Here is an 18,582-nt window from a genome sequence, read left to right as displayed (position 1 = left end):
GCAGCGGGCGGGGGCGGTTTTCGTTACACTAGCGGATTGTGCCGCCGCCCCAAAGCGCGGCGTATCCTGGGGAGCAATGATGGAGTTTGTCATATATCTGGTACTGGGCGCCTGTGCCGGGGTATTGGCCGGTTTGTTCGGCGTCGGCGGCGGCATGATCATCGTCCCGGTACTGGTCTACAGTTTCGCCCTGCAGGGCTTCGCTCCCGAGGTGCTGACCCATATGGCCGTGGGCACCTCCTTGGCGACTATTGCCTTCACCTCGGTCAATTCAGTGCGGGCGCACCACAAGCTGGGCGCGGTGCGCTGGCCATTGTTCCTCTGGTTGGCGCTGGGCATCGTCTTCGGCGCCGTGCTGGGCGCGCTGACCGCCTCGGCCATCACCGGCCCGCTGCTGCAGAAGATCATTGGTGTATTCGCCATCTGCGTGGCCATCCAGATGGCATTCGAACTCAAGCCGAAGGCCGCCCTCGGCGAGCCGGGCAAGCCGGCGCTGACCATCGCCGGCGGCGTGATCGGCTGGGCCTCGAGTATTTTCGGTATCGGCGGCGGTTCGCTGACCGTGCCGTTCCTGGTCTGGCGCAGCGTACCCATGCAGCAGGCGGTGGCTACCTCGGCGGCCTGCGGCATGCCGATTGCCCTGGCGGGCGCCGCGAGTTTCATCTGGACTGGCTGGTCGGCCACGCCCTTGCCGGAATGGAGCCTGGGGTATGTCTACCTGCCGGCACTGGTCGGCATCGCGGCGACCAGTATATTCTTTGCCGGATACGGTGCACGTCTGGCCCACCGGCTGTCTCAACGCCTGCTCAAGCGACTCTTTGCCCTGTTGCTGGTAGTCGTAGGCATCAATTTTCTGCTCTGACCTGGGGAATCCCATGCTGACTTATCCGCAGATCGATCCGGTTGCCCTGTCCCTGGGGCCGCTGCAGATCCATTGGTACGGCTTGATGTATCTGGTTGGTATCGGTGGCGCCTGGTATCTGGCCAGCCGCCGCCTCAAGCGCTTCGATCCGAATTGGACCGGGGACACTCTGTCCGATCTGGTGTTCTGGGTGGCGCTCGGGGTGATCGCCGGGGGGCGCCTGGGATATGTACTGTTCTACGATCTGGCTGCGTATCTGAATGACCCCTCGCTGGTGCTGCAGATCTGGAAGGGCGGCATGTCTTTCCATGGCGGTCTGGTCGGGGTACTGCTGGCGGTGCTGTGGTTTTCCCATCGTCACCACAAGAGCTTCTTCCAGTTGATGGACTTCATTGCGCCGCTGGTGCCTATCGGTCTGGGCGCGGGGCGCATCGGCAACTTCATCAATGCCGAGCTGTGGGGCAGGGCGACGGATGTGCCCTGGGCCATGGTGTTTCCCACTGACCCGGCGCAACTGGCGCGGCACCCGTCTCAGCTGTACCAGTTCGCCCTGGAAGGCGTGGCGCTGTTCACCATCCTGTGGATCTACTCGCGCAAGCCGCGCCCGACCATGGCGGTCAGCGGCTTGTTCGGCATCTGCTACGGCGTGTTTCGCTTCGTCGTCGAATTTGTTCGTGAGCCGGATGCCCACCTCGGCTATCTGGCCTTTGGCTGGCTGACCATGGGTCAGCTGCTGTGTATACCCATGATTCTGGCCGGCGCCGCCCTGATGTGGTGGGCCTACCGCAAAGAGGATGCAAGGCATGAAACAGTATCTTGAGCTGATGCGCCGGGTGCGCGATACCGGCACCTTCAAGAGCGATCGTACCGGCACGGGTACCTGGAGCGTGTTCGGCCATCAGATGCGCTTTGATCTGGTCGACGGCTTTCCCATGGTGACCACCAAGAAATGCCATCTGAAATCCATCGTGCATGAACTGTTGTGGTTCCTGCAGGGCGATACCAATATCCGCTACCTGAAGGAAAACGGCGTCTCCATCTGGGACGAATGGGCCGATGAAAACGGTGATCTGGGGCCGGTCTACGGTTACCAGTGGCGTAGCTGGCCGGCGCCCAACGGCGAGTCGATCGACCAGATCAGCAAGCTGATCCAGATGATCAAGACCAACCCCGATTCCCGCCGGCTGATCGTCTCGGCCTGGAATCCGGCGCTGGTGGACGAGATGGCGCTGCCGCCGTGCCACGCGCTGTTCCAGTTCTACGTGGCCGACGGCAAGCTCAGTTGTCAGTTATATCAGCGCTCGGCGGACATCTTCCTCGGCGTACCCTTCAATATCGCCAGCTACGCTTTGTTGACCCTGATGGTGGCACAGGTCTGCGATCTGCAGCCCGGTGAGTTTATCTGGACCGGCGGCGACTGCCATCTGTATGCCAACCATATCGAGCAGACGGATCTGCAGTTGAGCCGCGAGCCCTATCCGTTGCCGACGATGCGACTCAACCCCGAGGTCAAGGACCTGTTTGCCTTCAGCTTCGATGACTTCACCCTGGAAGGCTATCAATCCCATCCGCACATCAAGGCGCCCGTGGCGGTGTGATGCCGGGGCGGGTGGCACCTGTCATCGTATTGCAACAATTTCGTCATATGCTTAATCGGCTTATATATGGAAATGGGGAGCGGCAATGCGCAGGGTCATCTTCAACCAGAAGGGCGGTGTCGGCAAATCCAGCATTGCCTGCAACCTGGCGGCGATCAGCGCCGCCCAGGGCTATCGAACACTGCTTATTGACCTAGATGCCCAGGCCAACTCCAGCCAGTACCTGACGGGGCTGACCGGCGCTGACATTCCCACCGGCATTGCCGAGTTCTTTCACCTGATCCTCTCCTCGGGCATTGCCGCGAAGAAAGCCAGACCGCAGATCCTGGCAACCGCCTATCCCAATCTGCATCTGATTACCGCATCACCGGAACTGGCAGACCTGCAGCCCAAGCTGGAGGCCAAACACAAGATCAACAAGCTCAACCGGCTGCTGGACAAGCTCGACGGTGACTACGAGCGTATCTATATCGATACCCCGCCAGCGCTGAACTTCTACTCCATCTCGGCGTTGATCGCCGCCGACCGTTGCCTGGCCCCGTTCGACTGCGACAGTTTCTCCCGCCAGGCGCTATATGCCCTGCTGGAAGAAATTGACGATATCCGCGACGATCATAATGAGCGCCTGGAGGTTGAGGGTATTATCGTCAACCAATTCCAGCCGCGGGCGGCGTTGCCACAACAGATGGTTGCCGAGCTACTGGAAGAAGGCCTGCCGATTCTGCCGGTATACCTGTCGAGTTCGGTGAAGATGCGCGAATCGCATCAGGCCTGCTTGCCGCTGGTGCACCTGGACCCCAGGCACAAGCTGACCCAGCAGTTCGTCGCCTTGCATGACCATCTGGAAGCAGCCAGCTGACATTGCCGCCCGGGACGCGGAAAGGTATTCTGCGCCGATGAAAAACCATCTTCCGCTTTCCCTGATTGCCGCCTGCGCACATGATCGTGTAATCGGGCTGGACAACCGCATGCCCTGGCATCTGCCAGCGGACCTCAAACACTTCAAGCAGACCACCCTGGGCAAACCCATCATCATGGGTCGCAAGACCTGGGATTCTCTGGGGCGGCCCTTGCCGGGCCGGCTCAATCTGGTAATCAGCCGTCAGGCCGGTCTGCAGCTCGAGGGCGCGGAGGTGTTCGCCAGTCTGGCCGCTGCCATCGCCCGGGCCGATCAGTGGGCGCGGGAGCAGGGTGTGGATGAAATCATGTTGATTGGTGGGGGCCAGCTCTATGCCGAGGCGTTACCACTGGCCGCACGTATCTACCTGACCCGGATCGACCTGACGGTGGCGGGGGATGCGTTCTTTCCGGAATTCACTGGTTGGCAATTGGTTGAGAGTGAAGCCCACGCCGCTGGGGAAACCACACCCGCTTTCCGCTTCGAAACCTGGGTCCCCTCGACCAGCGACTGATCGCTTGCCTGCAAGGCTCGCGCTGTCGCTGGATTGTCTATGCTGATGGCAGGTGTCATACATACGGAGTAATGCTGATGAAGAAGACCTTACTGGTAGCCCTGTTGCTGTCCTTGCCGGTTCACGCAGGTACCCCGGCGGCGGGTCACGAAACCTGTGCCGACAAGGAACAGCGCATCATGGAGCGCCTGCAGCGGGCTGAAGCCGCGAATAATCAGGGGCAGGTGCGGGGCCTGAACAAGGCGCTGAAGGAAGTGCGCGACCATTGCACCGAGGAAGGGCTGGCTGCCGAGCGAAAACAGCGTATCGCCGAAAGTGAGGCGGAGGTGGCGGAGCGCCGGGAAGATCTGGCCGAAGCCATCCGCGACGGTGATAAGGAAAAGATCGAAAAGCGTGAGGGCAAACTGACCGAAGCGCTGCAGGAACTGAACGAAGCCCGGGCGGAGTAAACGTACTCCCGCCGGGATTCGCTCAGCGTCTTCCAGTGATCAGTCTTCCAGCATCGCCTTGTTACGCACCGCGCCTTTGTCGGCACTGGTAGCGAGCAGGGCGTAGGCCTTGAGCGCTGTGGTCACCTTGCGTGGACGGGTTTCCACGGGCTTCCAGCCCTTCTTGTCCTGCTCGATACGGCGATGTGACAGTTCCTCATCGCTCACCAGCAGATTGATGGTGCGGTTGGGAATATCGATAAGGACCTTGTCGCCGTCGCGTACCAGCCCGATGGCGCCACCCGCCGCGGCTTCCGGCGAGGCATGGCCGATGGACAGGCCGGAGGTACCGCCGGAGAAGCGACCGTCGGTCAGCAAGGCGCATTCCTTGCCCAGGCCCTTGGATTTCAGGTAACTGGTCGGGTAAAGCATTTCCTGCATGCCCGGGCCGCCCTTGGGGCCTTCGTAACGGATGATGACGATATCGCCGGCTTTCACCTCATCGGCGAGAATACCGCGTACCGCGCTGTCCTGACTCTCGAAGATCTTCGCACGCCCTTCGAACACCAGAATCGATTCGTCGACGCCAGCGGTCTTCACCACGCAGCCATCCAGCGCGATGTTGCCATACAGTACGGCCAGACCACCTTCCTGGGAATAGGCATGCTCGACCGAGCGGATGCAGCCGTTTTCCCGGTCATCATCCAGGCTCGGCCAGCGGGTGTTCTGGCTGAAGGCGGTCTGGGTCGGAATGCCGGCCGGACCCGCTTTGAAGAACTCATGCACTTCTGCATCGCTGGTCTGGGTGATATCCCACTGGGCGATAGCCTCGGCCATGCTCGGGCTGTGAACGGTGGGTACTTCGGTGTGCAGCAGACCGCCGCGGGCCAGCGCGCCGAGAATGGAGAACACGCCACCGGCGCGGTGTACATCTTCCATGTGATATTTCTGGATGTTCGGCGCTACCTTGCACAGCTGCGGCACCTTGCGCGACAGGGCATCGATATCACGCAGGTCGAAATCAACCTCGCCCTCCTGGGCTGCGGCCAGCAGGTGCAGGATGGTATTGGTCGAGCCGCCCATGGCGATATCCAGGGTCATGGCATTCTCGAACGCCTTGATATTGGCAACATTGCGCGGCAGAACAGATTCATCATTGTCCTGGTAGTAGCGTTTGCACAGCTCCACCGCCAGGCGGCCGGCGCGCAGGAACAGCTGCTCGCGGTCGGCATGGGTAGCCAGCATCGAGCCGTTGCCGGGCAGCGACAGCCCGAGGGCTTCTGTCAGACAGTTCATCGAGTTGGCGGTGAACATGCCTGAGCAACTGCCGCAGGTCGGGCAGGCGCTGCGCTCGTATGCGGCGACCTTCTCGTCGGAGGCACTGTCATCGGCGGCTACCACCATGGCATCGACCAGATCCAGGCCATGACTGGCCAACTTGGTCTTGCCGGCTTCCATCGGGCCACCGGAGACGAACACCACGGGGATGTTCAGGCGCAGGGCGGCCATCAGCATGCCGGGGGTGATCTTGTCGCAGTTGGAGATGCAGACGATGGCATCAGCGCAATGCGCATTGACCATGTATTCCACCGAGTCGGCGATGATCTCGCGGCTGGGCAGGGAGTACAGCATGCCGTCATGGCCCATGGCGATACCGTCGTCCACCGCGATGGTATTGAATTCCTTGGCTACACCACCGGCCTTCTCGATCTCGCGAGCGACCAACTGACCCATGTCCTTCAGATGCACGTGCCCGGGCACGAACTGGGTGAAGGAGTTGGCGATGGCGATGATCGGCTTCTTGAAGTCTTCATCTTTCATACCGGTAGCGCGCCACAGGGCGCGGGCACCGGCCATGTTGCGACCGTGGGTGGACGTCTTGGAACGATAATCAGGCATGTGATGTTGTCTCGTTATACGGTGATGCAGGATGCGCCTAGCATATCAATTTGCCGTCGCCCCTGCAGCCCCGCCCGCCAGGCGGAGCCCTGGGGACGTCGAGCGCCAGCTCGATGAGCGGGGCCGGTCGGGAGCGCGTAATCTGCAGGTACACAAGGTACGAGCCGATGTTCGGACCGCCCGGGTGTTACAGGCTCTTCTCGAATACCTTCGAATTGCGCTGATAGTTGTACAGCGACGCGCGCTGCTGAGGCAGGCGTGCCACCGAGCTGGGCTCAAAGCCGCGTTCGCGGAACCAGTGTGCGGTACGGGTGGTGAGCACGAACAGCGTGGTCAGCGACCGCGCCCGGGCCTGGGTCTCGATATGTTCGAGCAACTGATCACCCCGCCCGCCATGGCGGTAGTCCGGGTGAATGGCGACGCAGGCCAGTTCGGCGCTGTGTTCATCCAGCGGGTACAGGGCGGCGCAACCAATGATGGTGCCGTCGCGCTCGACCAGAGTGAACTGGTTGATCTCGGTCTCCAGCACCTCGCGGGAGCGGCGCACCAGAACGCCGGCTTCTTCCAGCGGGTGCAGCAATTCCAGCAGGCCGGCCACATCCTCGATGGTTGCGGTACGGATTTTCTCGAACGGCTCCTGGGTGACCAGGGTGCCACCGCCGTCACGGGTGAACAGCTCGGTGAGCATGGCGCCATCTTCGGCATAACTGATGATATGGCTACGCCGCAGGCCAGCGTTGCAGGCCTTGCAGGCAGCCGTCAGCAACGAGCCCGGTAGGCTGTTGCCGAGCGCGGCCAGTAATGACTGGGCGCGGCTGGGCTTGAGTTCACGCAGCAGCCGCCCTTCGGCATCGAAAATGCCGGTATCGGGGCCGAACAGAATGAGCTTGTCAGCCTCCAGGGCACTGGCGGCGCTGGTGGCCACGTCCTCGCAGGCCAGATTGAATACTTCGCCGGTCGGTGAATAGCCAATGGAGGACAGCAGCACGATGGATTCGTCGTCCAGATGGCGGCTGATCGCCTTGCGATCGATCCGGCGTACTTCGCCGGTATGGTGCAGGTCCACACCGTCAATCACGCCGATCGGCTTGGCGGTGACGAAGTTGCCACTGACCACGCGCAGGCGACTACCCTGACCGGCAAGCGTGCACAGTCGAGCCTCGATGGCGATGCGCAGGCTGCCCACGGCGTCCATCACGCAGCCCAGGGTGTCGCTGTCGGTGATCCGCAGATCCTGGTGATAGCGTGAACTGAGTCCCCGCGCGCCAAGCCGGTCCTCGATCTGGGGGCGTGAACCGTGCACCAGCACCAGCCGCACCCCAAGACTGTTGAGCAGCATGATGTCGTTGACTATGTTGTTGAAGTTCGGGTGCGCGATGGCCTCACCCGGCAACAACACGACGAAGGTGCGATCGCGGTGGGTGTTGATGTAGGGTGTGGAGTGGCGGAACCATTTGACGTAATCGGACATGCGACTGTTCCGTGAAAAACGCCAGTTTGAGATATTCAGCCCTGCTCTTCAATAGCGCGGGGCCGGAATTGCCGTTGCGAATGGAATGCGGGCAAGATGTCGGGGCTCAGCCCCTACCTGACAGTGAGACAAAAGAGAGAAAGCCGTGCATCCAGGTACCGAAAAATTCATCGTTGTGCAGACCCCCGAAGAGGCTGTCGACCAGCTGTCCGCTCTGTACGAGCAGGCGGTAGGCGCATTGAGCCGTTCATTGAAAGAGTATCTGCGGGACCGCACCCGGCCGACCGCGGAGCAGCTGCGGTTGTTCCGCTATCCCGAGCTGCGCCTGACCTGGACCGGCAGCGATCCGGCGCCGACCAGCGTCCGTGCCTGGGCCAAGGTGCAGGTGCCGGGCACCTACAGCGCGACCATCACCCACCCCAAGGCCTTTCGCAGTTATTTGTTGCAGCAACTGCGCCCGCTGACCAGCGAGTTCAACGTGCAGTTGGAAGTAGGCGTCAGTCTGCAGGCGATTCCCTATCCCTATGTGGTAGAGCAGGGCGATGAGTTGGCCGGCTCGGGTGTGACGGCCGCCGAGCTGGCGCGGGTATTTCCCAGCACCGACCTGGCTGCCGCCACCGATGGTATCGCTGACGGTCTGGTCGACTGGGAGCGGAGCGATCCGCTGCCACTGGCGCTGTTCGACGCGGCGCGGACAGATTTCTCCCTGCGCCGGCTGGTGCATTACACGGGCAGCGACTGGCGTGACGTGCAGCCCTGGATTCTGCTGACCAACTACCACCGCTATGTGGATCAGTTCATCCGCCACGGGCTGGATATGCTGCTCGCCGACTCGCGGTTCTGTCGTATGGTGCTGCCGGGTAACGTGGTGGTCGAACGCGGCATGGCCGAAGGGGAAATGCAGTCGGTACTCGACAGCGTGGTCTGGCACAAATACCAGATGCCCGCCTATCACCTGCAGGCAGCCGATGGGGACGGCATTACGCTGGTCAATATTGGTGTCGGCCCGTCCAACGCCAAGAACATCACCGACCATTTGGCGGTGCTGCGTCCGCATTGCTGGCTGATGATCGGCCATTGCGGGGGGCTGCGCCAATCGCAGACCATTGGCGACTATGTACTGGCCCACGCCTATATGCGCCGCGACGGTATTCTCGACCGGGTGTTGCCGCCGAACATACCGCTGCCAGCGCTGGCCGAGGTGCAGCAGGCCCTGCAGGATGCCGCCGCGCAGGTCACCGGTGACAAGGGCGATGCGCTGAAACGGCGCCTGCGCACTGGCACCATCCTCACCTATGACGACCGCAACTGGGAATTGCGCTGGGCCCAGGAGCGCCCACTGATCAATCTGTCCCGCGCTGTTGCCGTGGACATGGAAAGCGGCACCATCGCCGCCCAGGGCTACCGTCTGCGGGTGCCCTACGGCACGCTGCTGTGCGTCTCGGACAAGCCATTGCACAGCGAACTCAAGCTTCCCGGCGCCGCCGGCGCCTTCTACGAGCGCGCCGTCACCCAGCACCTGCACATCGGCATCGCCGCGCTGGATCTGCTGCGTGGCCAACTGCACAGCCTGCATTCGCGCAAGCTGCGCAGTTTTGATGAGCCGTTGTTTCGGTAGGTAAGGGTTCCCCTCTCCCTTGAGGGAGAGGGTCGGGGCGCGGCGAGGGAGAGGGAAAGCTGCCTACAGACAAAACCGTCCAATCAACTGCTTCAACAACTCCACCGTCGGTGCGATCCGGTCCATCGCCAGGAACTCATCCGGCTGATGCGCCTGGGCGATGTCACCGGGGCCGAGGATGATGGTCTGCAGGCCGAGCTGGTTCAGGTAGGGGCCTTCAGTGGCAAAGGCGACACTGCCAGCGCTGTAGCCGGTGAGTTGCTCACAGGCGCGGACGATCTCGGCAGTGGCGGGCGTGTCCATCGGCGGGACGCCGGGAAACAGCGGCTGGTAATCGATCTGCACCTGGTGGGCTTCGGCGACGGTCTTCAGGCGCTGATCGATGGTGGCGCGCAAGGCATCCGGGTCCATGCCGGGCAGCGGGCGCAGGTCGAACTCCAGGGCGCAGCGGCCACAGATGCGGTTGGGATTGTCACCACCGTGAATGCAACCCAGATTCAGGGTCGGCGTGGGTACGCTGAACAGCGGGTTGGTCCACTGTTGCTGCCAGCTGCTGCGCAGTGCCAGCAACTCGTTGATCACCTGATGCATGGCCTCGATGGCATTGCGTCCCAAAGATGGATCGGAGGAATGCCCGGCCTGGCCGATGATATCCACGCGCTCCATCAGTATGCCCTTGTGCACGCGGATCGGTTTCAGCCCGGTTGGCTCGCCGATCAGTGCGTGGCGGGCGCCGAGCAGGTCATCCGCCACCAGCGCCTGGGCCCCACCCATGGCGCTTTCCTCGTCGGCGGTGGCCAGGATGATCAAGGGGCGTTGCAGCGGCTGCTCCAGCAGCGAACGAACCGCCTCGATAATCAGCGGGAAAAAACCTTTCATGTCACAGCTGCCCAGCCCGTACCAGCGTCCGTCCGCTTCGGTCAGGGCAAAGGGATCATACTGCCAGCGCTCGGGATTGCAGGGCACGGTGTCGGTATGCCCGGCCAGCACCAGTCCGCCCGGCCCGCTACCCAGACTGGCGATCAGGTTGGCCTTGTCCGGCGCGCCGGCGACTGGCTGAATGGTGCACTCGAAGCCAAGCTCGCTCAGCCATTCGCTGAGCAGATGGATCACCGCCAGGTTGGACTGGTCATGTTCTGGCTGGGTGCAACTGATGGAGGGGGTTTGCAGCAGGGCGGCAAATTGCGCCTTGAGCGAGGGGAGGGGCATGACAGACTCCTGGCTGACGTCAGCTGAATGGACAGCTTACGTCAGCCAGGCAGGGGCGTCAGCTGAAAATGGCCGAGAAGATCAGGAAGTAAATGATCGACAGAATAGCCCCGGCAGGCAGGGTCACGACCCAAGAGGTAAAGATGGTGCCGATCACACGCAGGTTGAGGGCGGCGATACCGCGCGCCATGCCAACCCCGAGAATCGCACCGACCAGGGTGTGGGTAGTTGATACCGGCAGGCCGAGGCCGGAAGCGCCGACGACGGTGGAGGCCGCGGCCAGTTCGGCGGCAAACCCGCGGCTGGGTGTCAGCTCGGTGATGTGCCTGCCGATGGTGGCGATCACCCGGTAGCCGTAGGTCGCCAGACCCACCACGATGCCGAGCGCACCCAACAACAGCACCCAGCCGGGCACAGTCGATTGCGCATGAATCTCACCCGATTGCAGCACGCCAGCAATGGCGGCCAGCGGACCTACGGCATTGGCCACGTCATTGGAGCCGTGGGCGAAAGCCATGGCGCAGGCGGTGAAGATCATCAGGATGGCGAAGACCCGCTCAACGCTGTTGAGGTGGGACTTGCCGGAAGACTCATCCTTGATACGGCTCATCAGCGCCACACCGATAACGGTGACCATGACACCCGACAGTACTGCCAGGCCAAAGCTCTCCAGGACCGAGAGGTTCAGACCGACATGCTTGAGGCCCTTGGTCAGGGTCATCATCGCGATGATGAAGCCCACCGCGAACATGTAAAGCGGGATATAGCGCTTGGCGTTGGCGAATGGTTCGTCGGTATCCAGGATCAGCTTATGCACGGTGACGAAGATCATGAAGGAGATGCTACCGGCCAGCAGCGGGGAAATAATCCAGCTGGATACGATAGGCACTACCCCAGCCCAGTGTACCGCTTCCACGGACACACCCACCGCCGCAAAGCCAATCACCGCGCCGATGATTGAGTGGGTGGTGGAGACCGGCCAGCCCTTGAGGGAGGCAATCAGCAGCCAGGTGCCGGCGGCCAGCAGGGCGGCCAGCATGCCGAAGATCATCTGGTCCGGCGTAATCATTGAGGAATCGACAATACCGCTGCGAATCGTCTGGGTAACCGAGCCGCCAGCCAGATAGGCTCCCAGGAACTCGAAGACCATGGCAATGATGATGGCCTGCTTGATCGTCAGGGCGCGGGAGCCCACCGAGGTGCCCATGGCATTGGCCACGTCGTTGGCGCCCACGCCCCAAGCCATGAAAAAGCCGAATAGACAGGCCAGCACCAGCAAAATGGTGCCATATTCTGCGATAAGAGTCATAAGAGAAGCTCTGTTGGATGTTGACAGATGATGGCCCGTCAACGGGCCATGAGGATTTCCAGGCGATTGCCTACACGTTCGGCCCGGTCAGCCACATCACCGATCCATTCGATGATCTGGTAGGTGAACATGACGTCGACAGGGGGTAATACGGACTCGCGTTTATACAGCTCGGCCCGCAATTTGATCTGCATTTCATCCGTGTCATGCTCGATGTGCTCCAGCTCGGTGATCAGCTTCTCCATGAGCTTCCTCTCGCGGCCGGCGAAACTGGTTTCCATCAGGTCGCTCAACTCCTCCATGGCCCGCAGGGCCTGGGTGGCGGCTTCGACGGAACGTTCGACGAAGCGACGGAACTGCGGCTGCACCTCGGGATGAATCTTCATCTTGCGGCCCAGCATCAAACCGGCCACATCCTTGGCGCGGTTGGCGACTTTGTCCTGTACACTCAGCAACTCCAGCAGATCCGAGCGCGGAACCGAGAGAAACAGGCTGTTGGGCAGATGAACCCGGACATCCTTCTTCATCTGGTCGGCTTCTCGCTCCAGCTCGCAGATCTTTTGCTGGACGCGCTCTGCTTCGACCCAGTCTTCCGCCATCAGGGCATCGACGAAGGGGATAAGACAGGACGCGCACTCATGTGCCTTCACCATGTGCCGTTGCATCGGGCCGATGGGTGAACGACCGAACAGATTCATGAAAGGATTGTTGGGCATGGGAAAACTCCGAGGCATGTCTGGGAGCGGATTATAATCATGGCAGAGCAAGTGGTCACCCAATTGACACATATTTGCCGCAATTAGCCTCCCAGCGGTCACAAGGCAACATCATCAGAGACAGAGTATGGCTCAGGAAACAGAAATCAAACTGCGCATCAGTCCCGACGCGCTGTCGGCGCTGCGCAATCATCCCCTGTTGCAGGAACGTCTGCAGGGCGAATGGACCACCAGTACCCTGTACAACCAGTACTATGACACCGCCAGCCGGGAGCTGGCGGCAGCGCGTGTGGCGTTGCGGGTGCGCCGTGATGGCGAGCAGTTTATCCAGACCTTGAAAAGCAGCGGCCAGAGTGTTGCCGGGTTGTCCGAGCGCAGCGAATGGGACTGGACCGTGGGGGCAGCGGCGCTTGACCTGACTCTGCTCGATGACAGCTGCTGGCCGGCCAGTCTCGCCCCGCTGGACAAGCTGAATCTGCTACCGGTATTCACTACCGACTTCAAGCGCACCAAGGCCATGCTGCACTGGGAGCGTGACGGTGAAAGCGTGGAGGTGGAAGCCGCGCTGGATCAGGGTATGGTCATCGCGGACGGTCGTGAAGAGCCGATCTGCGAGCTGGAACTGGAGCTGCGCAGCGGCCCGGCGGCGGCACTGCTGGAGCTGGCCGCTGCCCTGGCGGAGGATATCGCCCTGATGCCTTGCGATATCAGCAAGGCCGAGCGCGGTTACCGACTGTTTGACCCGGCCAGCTACGACCTGCGACTCGATGCCCATGACTGGTCGGCCGATACCCCGGTAGACCAGGTAATCGCCGTTGCCGGCTGGCAGTTGCTTGGACACACTCAGCGGCTGGCTGAGCAGTACCGGTTCAGTGGTCAATGGAAGCTGTTCCGTGAATTGCTGACCAACCTGACCAGTCTGCGCGCCTTCTTTGGTGTATTCGATCTGGCGCTGCCACGCAGCACGGCTCAGCCCTTCACGCCGGCATTGGATCAGCTCATCAGCCATTGGCGGCCCCTGGTTCTGTCGGGCTGGGCAGATGACGAGGATGGCCGCAATGCACGGGAGCAGGCGCCCCAGGCATTCGAGCAGGCGGTGGCCGATCCTCAGTGGGGGCAGTTGTTCATCGGTCTGGCCCTGTGGCTGCACACCGCCGGGTGGAAGACCAACCGCCCGCCGCGTGGTGAGCGGGTCGGCGACCTGGCGCTGCCGCGCTGGCTGTTGGCGGCGGTGGCGCGGGAGATTCAGGAGTTGCGCGTACCGCATCACAATGACCCGGATTCGGATGTCAGCGAGTGGATGGATCAACAGCCGCGGCTGAATCGGCTGCACTTTCTGCTGGCGCACTTTCGTGATCAACTGGAGACGCCGGAGCCGGATCGGCTGTTCGGTGAACTGAACAAGTTGCAGGCGTTGCTGGAGCAATACCCGCTAGTCGATGAGGAACTACGCCCGGCGCTACTTACGGCTCTGCGCAAGCAGGGGCAGCGGCTGCGCAAACTGAATGCCTGGCGCGAGCTCAATAGCTGAGACGGTACCGGCAACGATAGAACGACAGGGAGATGAACAGGGATGATGCATCTGGCCGATCTGGCAATCCCCGGTAACGATCGACTGCTGGATCTGACGGATATTCTCAAGGCGCTGGCGGCGCAGGGGCGGTTGGGGCTGGACAGCGCCGAGCACCTGAGCAGCCTGCGCCGGGCGGCAACCGGCGACACTGCCCGGCTGCACCCGCTGGAGTTCATCGCCAGCCAGGCGCCGGATGACCTGCTGCGCCCCGGCAAACCGCTGGATCTGGATTCGCTGACTCGCTGGCTGGCCGGCGAATCGGGCCAAGCCTTCTATCGCATCGATCCGTTGAAGATCAATGTCTCGGCCGTCACCCCGCTGATGTCCTTTGCCTTCGCCCGGCGCCACGGCATTCTCGCCGTGGACATCAACGAGCGGGAGGTCACCGTGGCCAGCGCCCAGCCGTTCATGCGCGGCTGGGAAGCGGATCTGGTACATGTCCTCAAGCGCGATATCCGTCGGGTGGTCGCCAGCCCGGCGGATATCCAGCGCTATTCAGCGGAATTCTATCGGTTGGCCCGCTCGGTCCACGGTGCCAATGCCACCGATCAGAAGAACAGCTCGATCGGCAACTTCGAGCAGCTGCTCAATCTGGGCAACATGAGCCAGGAGCCGGACGCCAACGACGCCCACGTGGTCAACATCGTCGACTGGCTGTTCCAGTACGCCTTCGAGCAGCGGGCCAGTGATATCCATATCGAGCCGCGCCGCGAGAACGGCAGCGTGCGGCTGCGCATCGATGGTGTGCTGCATACGGTCTATCAGTTTCCGCTGCAGGTCGCGGTAGCGGTGGTCAGCCGGCTGAAAACCCTGGGCCGGATGAACGTGGCGGAGAAGCGCAAGCCGCAGGACGGCCGGGTCAAGACCAAGTCACCCCAGGGCAACGAGATTGAACTGCGACTGTCCACCCTGCCAACCGCCTTCGGCGAGAAGATGGTGATGCGTATCTTCGATCCCGACGTGCTGCTGCGCAGTTTCGATCAGTTGGGTTTTTCCGCCGAGGACCAGCGCCGTTGGCAGGGCATGGTGCAACAGCCCAACGGCATCGTGCTGGTCACCGGGCCGACCGGGTCGGGCAAGACCACCACGCTGTACACCACCCTCAAGCAGTTGGCCACGCCGGAGGTGAATGTCTGCACCATCGAAGATCCGATCGAGATGGTCGAGGACAGCTTCAACCAGATGCAGGTGCAGCACAACATCGAGCTGACCTTTGCCAGCGGTGTACGGGCACTGATGCGCCAGGACCCGGACATCATCATGATTGGCGAGATCCGTGATCTGGAGACCGCGGAAATGGCGATCCAGGCGGCGCTGACCGGTCACCTGGTGTTGTCCACCCTGCATACCAATGATGCACCCAGCTCGGTGAGCCGGCTGGTCGAGCTGGGTGTGCCGGCCTACCTGATCAAGGCCACGGTGCTGGGGGTCATGGCCCAGCGGCTGGTACGTACGCTGTGTCCGCATTGCAAGGAGCCGGTGGAGATCGACGAGACGGATTGGCAGGAACTGACCAAACCCTGGAACTCGCCATTGCCGACCCGGGCGCATCGGCCCGTGGGCTGCCCGGAATGCCGGGAAACCGGCTATCGTGGACGGGCCGGGGTATATGAGCTGATGCCGCTGACCGATAGCCTCAAACCCCTGGTGCAGACCGACATCGACCTCAACGCCCTGCGCCGCCAGGCCTACCGGGAGGGTATGCACAGCCTGCGTCTGTCGGGAGCGCAGAAAGTGGCGGCGGGGCTGACCACCATCGAAGAGGTGCTGCGGGTAACGCCCACCAGTCAGCAGGGGTAGGTTTTGTGCAAGCCCTGCCGGTAAGCACAGGCACTCCTCCGCCTTGCCGGACACGCCTTTCATTTCACATTCCGCTAAGATGCGCGTTCTGCCGTTCAGGAACCCCCTCATGAATTACCGTCACAGCTTCCACGCCGGCAACCATGCCGATGTCCTCAAACATGCCATTCTGCTGCGCATGGTCACCCTGATGCAGCGCAAAGACGCGCCGTTGTGCTATCTGGACAGCCACGCCGGGACGGCGTTGTACGATCTGCAGGGCGAAGCGGCGGAGCGTACCGGGGAATATCGCGATGGCATCGGCCGGCTGTGGGCACAGGATGACCTGCCCGGGCTGCTCGCCGATTACCGGGATGCCGTAGCGCGGCACAATCCAGACGGTGAGCTGCGTTTGTACCCTGGTTCACCGCAGTTGGTAGCCGATACCCTGCGCGAGCACGACCGGATGATCCTCAGTGAGCTGCATCCCGAGGATGCCCAGACCCTGAAGGCGCACTTTGCCGAGGAGCCGCGTATCGCAGTGCACCAGCGTGACGGTTACGAATTGGCCAAGGCTTTCCTGCCGGTGGCGGAGAAACGTGCGCTGTGGCTGCTCGACCCGCCCTTCGAGAAAGGCGATGACCTGCAGCGCTGTCTGCAAGCCATGGAGCAGGGCATCCAGCGCATGCGCCAGACGGTCATCGCGCTCTGGTATCCGATCAAGGACCAGCGCCTGTTACGCGACTTCTATCGGCAGATCGGCACCGCTCAGTTGCCCAAGGTGTTGCGGGTCGAGCTCAATGTGCGGCCCGCCGACACCTCCCTGGGGCTCAACGGCTCGGGATTGATGCTGGTCAACCCGCCCTGGCCGCTATGGGAGGAGCTGGAGCAGGTGCTGCCGCAGATGGCAGGTCAGTTCGCCCAGTCCGGCGCCGGTGACTGGCGCATGGATTGGCTGGTTGGCGAACCCTGAGCGTCTGATAGCGAAACCGTAAAAAAGGGGGAACAAGCCGCCGGGCCCCGGGTCAAGTATTGTGTCGGTGTGCTGAACATCGACTTATCCGAAGCTATCAAGGAGCACACGAATATGACTGCTGTTGACAAAAACGGACCCGTTTCAAATCAGGACCAAGTCAGCAAGAAACAGGAAATCGACTCCGGCAAGGAAGCGGTAGCAGCCGCTTACAGCAAGCTGATGGAAGCCAAGGAACACTTCAAGCATGCCGCCGAATCCGCCGGGATGGATTGGAAGCATGATGCTGAAGGTCAGCTCATGAAAGGCAAGGACAAGGCCGGTGAGCTATGCGATCACGCCAACAGTTACCTTCATGACAAGCCGCTGGCTACCTTGGGTATCGCCTTCGCAGCGGGCTTTCTCGTATCCCAGATGATGTCCAGAAAATGACGGGCACTCCCGGAGAGAACCGTCCGGAAAGCGGCGATGCCGGGGGGCAGGAGCAGCCCCGGCAGCCGCTCAAGGATGAACTGAAATCCTCTCTGGCGTGGCTGGAACACGCGGCCCTGGCGGGTGGCGATCTGGTTCGGCTGGCGGCGCTCGAATTACGGCTTGCTGCTGCTGATTCGGGCAAGCTGGTGGGGCTGGCGTTGGCCATGGTGCCCTTGCTGTTGCTTGCCTGGATCGGGCTGTCCGTGTTGCTGGGCTGGCTGGTGTTCGCCTGGAGTGGCTCGGTCGCCTGGGGGATAGTAATGTTCATCATCGTGCAGCTGGCGGCCTTGGGGATCATGGCGATCAATTGCAAGAAGTACTCGAAGAGCCTGTCATTTCCAGCGACCAGCCGACAGCTGAAAACACTGAAGGAGGAAGCCAGTGGACCGCAAGAAGCTGATAAGTCAGATTCAAGAACTGGATGAGCAGCTCGCCGTCGAGTTCAGCCTGCTCAAGCTGGATGCCCGGGAACGACGCGCAGCCATACGGCGCGTTTCACCGCTATGGTGGGTGGCCGGCTCGGCAGTGGCGGGGTTGATCCTTGGCAAGCTGGCGGCGGGCCACGGTGGCCCGATGGCGGTGGCGCGACAGGGCATGAACATATTCCGCTTCGCCAGTCTGGTGATGCCGGGCATGGCCATTGCAGCCAGTCCTACGGTGGAAGATACTCTCTGATACTCTGAGGTTCCGTGCTGCGGCGCCGACTCAGGCGCCGCCGTGTGGAATCGATGATCGTACTGCCGATAATCTCAGACGTTCCGCGCCTGCTCGTCTTCGTCGAAGTCCTCTTCCATCAGCGCGTCCTGGACATCCGGATCGGCTGTGGCGGGTGCGGTCTGTAGCCCCGCGCGTTTGCTGCGCAGCTTGCCGAACAGACTGGTGAGAGAGGCGTGCAGTTTTTCGACGGCACCGTCGACGGCGAGGTTTATCGAGTCGGCCTTGTGGCTGACCGAAATGGGTTGCTGCCCCTTTGGCCGCGCCTCGATCTGGCAGCGCTTGTCATGGGCGCCGGCCTTTTCGCCGTTCTCATCGTTGATATGCACCACAATGCGGGTCAAGTTTTCATCAAAGCGCCCCAGCTTGCTGGTTACGCTGTCCGTTACCCATTCCACCAACCGGGCGCTGCCTTCGGTATGGTTGTCACAATGAACTTGAATTTGCATAAGCCTGTTCCTCTTCATTGACTCGGATATCCGCAAGAGCTGCATGGCGGCAAGTCCAGACTACGCCATCTGATCGAGCTTTTGGCAAAATCCTGCAG

19 protein-coding genes are annotated in these 18,582 nt (G+C 61.8%); 13 read left to right on the top strand and 6 right to left on the bottom strand.

Annotation, left to right across the window (positions count from 1 at the left end; translation table 11 throughout):
* Window positions 1-79: 79 nt before the first annotated feature.
* The 6 genes from BM267_RS04740 to BM267_RS04715 all read left to right on the top strand — a co-directional run bounded on the left by BM267_RS04740 (window position 80) and on the right by BM267_RS04715 (window position 4,321).
* Window positions 80-862, top strand: a complete 783-nt coding sequence (locus BM267_RS04740; protein WP_036989247.1) for a sulfite exporter TauE/SafE family protein — start codon at window positions 80-82, stop codon at window positions 860-862.
* Between the two features lie 13 nt (window positions 863-875).
* Complete coding sequence (gene lgt / locus BM267_RS04735; protein ID WP_036989248.1) at window positions 876-1,682, top strand: prolipoprotein diacylglyceryl transferase; 807 nt, start codon at window positions 876-878, stop codon at window positions 1,680-1,682.
* Entirely contained in the window at window positions 1,666-2,460 is a 795-nt protein-coding gene (locus tag BM267_RS04730) for a thymidylate synthase (RefSeq protein WP_036990189.1), read from the top strand. Before lgt ends, BM267_RS04730 begins: the two co-directional genes overlap by 17 nt.
* 85 nt (window positions 2,461-2,545) lie before the next feature.
* Complete coding sequence (locus BM267_RS04725; RefSeq protein WP_074777661.1) at window positions 2,546-3,319, top strand: ParA family protein; 774 nt, start codon at window positions 2,546-2,548, stop codon at window positions 3,317-3,319.
* 37 nt (window positions 3,320-3,356) lie between these two features.
* The gene (locus BM267_RS04720) at window positions 3,357-3,872 is read left to right on the top strand and encodes a dihydrofolate reductase (RefSeq protein WP_083392359.1); all 516 of its coding nucleotides are present in this window, start codon (window positions 3,357-3,359) and stop codon (window positions 3,870-3,872) included.
* Between the two features lie 77 nt (window positions 3,873-3,949).
* The gene (locus BM267_RS04715; RefSeq protein ID WP_074778685.1) at window positions 3,950-4,321 is read left to right on the top strand and encodes a DUF1090 domain-containing protein; all 372 of its coding nucleotides are present in this window, start codon (window positions 3,950-3,952) and stop codon (window positions 4,319-4,321) included.
* Window positions 4,322-4,360: 39 nt separating this feature from the next.
* Here the strand turns inward: BM267_RS04715 and ilvD are convergent, their stop codons facing one another.
* Window positions 4,361-6,199 carry a dihydroxy-acid dehydratase gene (gene ilvD / locus BM267_RS04710; RefSeq protein ID WP_074777665.1) on the bottom strand — a complete coding sequence of 613 codons (1,839 nt, stop codon included), beginning with the start codon at window positions 6,197-6,199 and terminating at the stop codon, window positions 4,361-4,363.
* 187 nt (window positions 6,200-6,386) lie between these two features.
* The gene (gene argA / locus BM267_RS04705; RefSeq protein ID WP_036989252.1) at window positions 6,387-7,670 is read right to left on the bottom strand and encodes an amino-acid N-acetyltransferase; all 1,284 of its coding nucleotides are present in this window, start codon (window positions 7,668-7,670) and stop codon (window positions 6,387-6,389) included.
* A 145-nt stretch (window positions 7,671-7,815) separates the two neighbouring features.
* Between argA and amn the strand changes: the two genes are divergently transcribed.
* On the top strand, window positions 7,816-9,288 hold the full coding sequence (gene amn / locus BM267_RS04700) for an AMP nucleosidase (protein WP_036989253.1): 1,473 nt from the start codon (window positions 7,816-7,818) through the stop codon (window positions 9,286-9,288).
* Between the two features lie 63 nt (window positions 9,289-9,351).
* Here amn and argE read toward each other — a convergent pair whose 3' ends face one another.
* Genes argE through BM267_RS04685 form a run of 3 tightly spaced genes read right to left on the bottom strand, consistent with a single transcriptional unit; the run spans window position 9,352 to window position 12,522 of the window.
* The gene (gene argE, locus BM267_RS04695) at window positions 9,352-10,497 is read right to left on the bottom strand and encodes an acetylornithine deacetylase (protein WP_074777667.1); all 1,146 of its coding nucleotides are present in this window, start codon (window positions 10,495-10,497) and stop codon (window positions 9,352-9,354) included.
* A 58-nt stretch (window positions 10,498-10,555) separates the two neighbouring features.
* On the bottom strand, window positions 10,556-11,806 hold the full coding sequence (locus tag BM267_RS04690; protein ID WP_074777670.1) for an inorganic phosphate transporter: 1,251 nt from the start codon (window positions 11,804-11,806) through the stop codon (window positions 10,556-10,558).
* Window positions 11,807-11,844: 38 nt separating this feature from the next.
* Entirely contained in the window at window positions 11,845-12,522 is a 678-nt protein-coding gene (locus BM267_RS04685; protein ID WP_036989256.1) for a TIGR00153 family protein, read from the bottom strand.
* A gap of 127 nt (window positions 12,523-12,649) precedes the next feature.
* Here BM267_RS04685 and BM267_RS04680 point away from each other — a divergent pair, with 127 nt between their 5' ends.
* The 6 genes from BM267_RS04680 (at window position 12,650) to BM267_RS04655 (ending at window position 17,996) form a co-directional block, all read left to right on the top strand.
* Window positions 12,650-14,053, top strand: coding sequence for a CYTH domain-containing protein (locus BM267_RS04680; protein WP_036989257.1), 1,404 nt, complete (start codon window positions 12,650-12,652; stop codon window positions 14,051-14,053).
* 45 nt (window positions 14,054-14,098) lie between these two features.
* Window positions 14,099-15,895: a type IV pilus assembly ATPase TfpB gene (locus BM267_RS04675; RefSeq protein ID WP_143063020.1), complete on the top strand. Its 1,797-nt coding sequence runs from the start codon at window positions 14,099-14,101 to the stop codon at window positions 15,893-15,895.
* A gap of 109 nt (window positions 15,896-16,004) precedes the next feature.
* Window positions 16,005-16,847 (top strand): 23S rRNA (adenine(2030)-N(6))-methyltransferase RlmJ, encoded by an 843-nt coding sequence (locus BM267_RS04670; RefSeq protein ID WP_036989258.1) that lies wholly within the window; start codon window positions 16,005-16,007, stop codon window positions 16,845-16,847.
* A 69-nt stretch (window positions 16,848-16,916) separates the two neighbouring features.
* Window positions 16,917-17,279, top strand: coding sequence for an ElaB/YgaM/YqjD family protein (locus BM267_RS04665; protein WP_036989259.1), 363 nt, complete (start codon window positions 16,917-16,919; stop codon window positions 17,277-17,279).
* Complete coding sequence (locus tag BM267_RS04660; RefSeq protein WP_036989260.1) at window positions 17,276-17,746, top strand: phage holin family protein; 471 nt, start codon at window positions 17,276-17,278, stop codon at window positions 17,744-17,746. Before BM267_RS04665 ends, BM267_RS04660 begins: the two co-directional genes overlap by 4 nt.
* Entirely contained in the window at window positions 17,703-17,996 is a 294-nt protein-coding gene (locus tag BM267_RS04655) for a hypothetical protein (RefSeq protein ID WP_074992194.1), read from the top strand. The genes BM267_RS04660 and BM267_RS04655 overlap by 44 nt, the downstream gene beginning before the upstream one ends.
* A 74-nt stretch (window positions 17,997-18,070) precedes the next feature.
* Here BM267_RS04655 and BM267_RS04650 read toward each other — a convergent pair whose 3' ends face one another.
* Window positions 18,071-18,484 carry an HPF/RaiA family ribosome-associated protein gene (locus BM267_RS04650; protein WP_036989261.1) on the bottom strand — a complete coding sequence of 138 codons (414 nt, stop codon included), beginning with the start codon at window positions 18,482-18,484 and terminating at the stop codon, window positions 18,071-18,073.
* Between the last annotated feature and the right edge of the window lie 98 nt (window positions 18,485-18,582).

Origin of the sequence: Halopseudomonas bauzanensis, assembly GCF_900114735.1 — a bacterium.
Taxonomy (GTDB): Bacteria; Pseudomonadota; Gammaproteobacteria; order Pseudomonadales; family Pseudomonadaceae; genus Halopseudomonas; species Halopseudomonas bauzanensis.
Note: the sequence above shows the minus strand (reverse complement) of the source record. Positions and strands in the feature narration are given on the sequence as shown.

Bases quoted from the DNA above. Each gene is read 5' to 3' on its own strand.
- BM267_RS04685 (WP_036989256.1), bottom strand. From the start codon at position 12,522: ATGCCCAACAATCCTTTCATGAATCTGTTCGGTCGTTCACCCATCGGC.
- BM267_RS04660 (WP_036989260.1), top strand. From the start codon at position 17,276: ATGACGGGCACTCCCGGAGAGAACCGTCCGGAAAGCGGCGATGCCGGG.
- BM267_RS04690 (WP_074777670.1), bottom strand. From the start codon at position 11,806: ATGACTCTTATCGCAGAATATGGCACCATTTTGCTGGTGCTGGCCTGT.
- ilvD (WP_074777665.1), bottom strand. From the start codon at position 6,199: ATGCCTGATTATCGTTCCAAGACGTCCACCCACGGTCGCAACATGGCC.
- BM267_RS04670 (WP_036989258.1), top strand. From the start codon at position 16,005: ATGAATTACCGTCACAGCTTCCACGCCGGCAACCATGCCGATGTCCTC.
- argE (WP_074777667.1), bottom strand. From the start codon at position 10,497: ATGCCCCTCCCCTCGCTCAAGGCGCAATTTGCCGCCCTGCTGCAAACC.
- BM267_RS04715 (WP_074778685.1), top strand. From the start codon at position 3,950: ATGAAGAAGACCTTACTGGTAGCCCTGTTGCTGTCCTTGCCGGTTCAC.
- BM267_RS04725 (WP_074777661.1), top strand. From the start codon at position 2,546: ATGCGCAGGGTCATCTTCAACCAGAAGGGCGGTGTCGGCAAATCCAGC.
- BM267_RS04650 (WP_036989261.1), bottom strand. From the start codon at position 18,484: ATGCAAATTCAAGTTCATTGTGACAACCATACCGAAGGCAGCGCCCGG.
- BM267_RS04680 (WP_036989257.1), top strand. From the start codon at position 12,650: ATGGCTCAGGAAACAGAAATCAAACTGCGCATCAGTCCCGACGCGCTG.
- argA (WP_036989252.1), bottom strand. From the start codon at position 7,670: ATGTCCGATTACGTCAAATGGTTCCGCCACTCCACACCCTACATCAAC.
- BM267_RS04675 (WP_143063020.1), top strand. From the start codon at position 14,099: ATGCATCTGGCCGATCTGGCAATCCCCGGTAACGATCGACTGCTGGAT.
- BM267_RS04740 (WP_036989247.1), top strand. From the start codon at position 80: ATGGAGTTTGTCATATATCTGGTACTGGGCGCCTGTGCCGGGGTATTG.
- lgt (WP_036989248.1), top strand. From the start codon at position 876: ATGCTGACTTATCCGCAGATCGATCCGGTTGCCCTGTCCCTGGGGCCG.
- BM267_RS04720 (WP_083392359.1), top strand. From the start codon at position 3,357: ATGAAAAACCATCTTCCGCTTTCCCTGATTGCCGCCTGCGCACATGAT.
- BM267_RS04730 (WP_036990189.1), top strand. From the start codon at position 1,666: ATGAAACAGTATCTTGAGCTGATGCGCCGGGTGCGCGATACCGGCACC.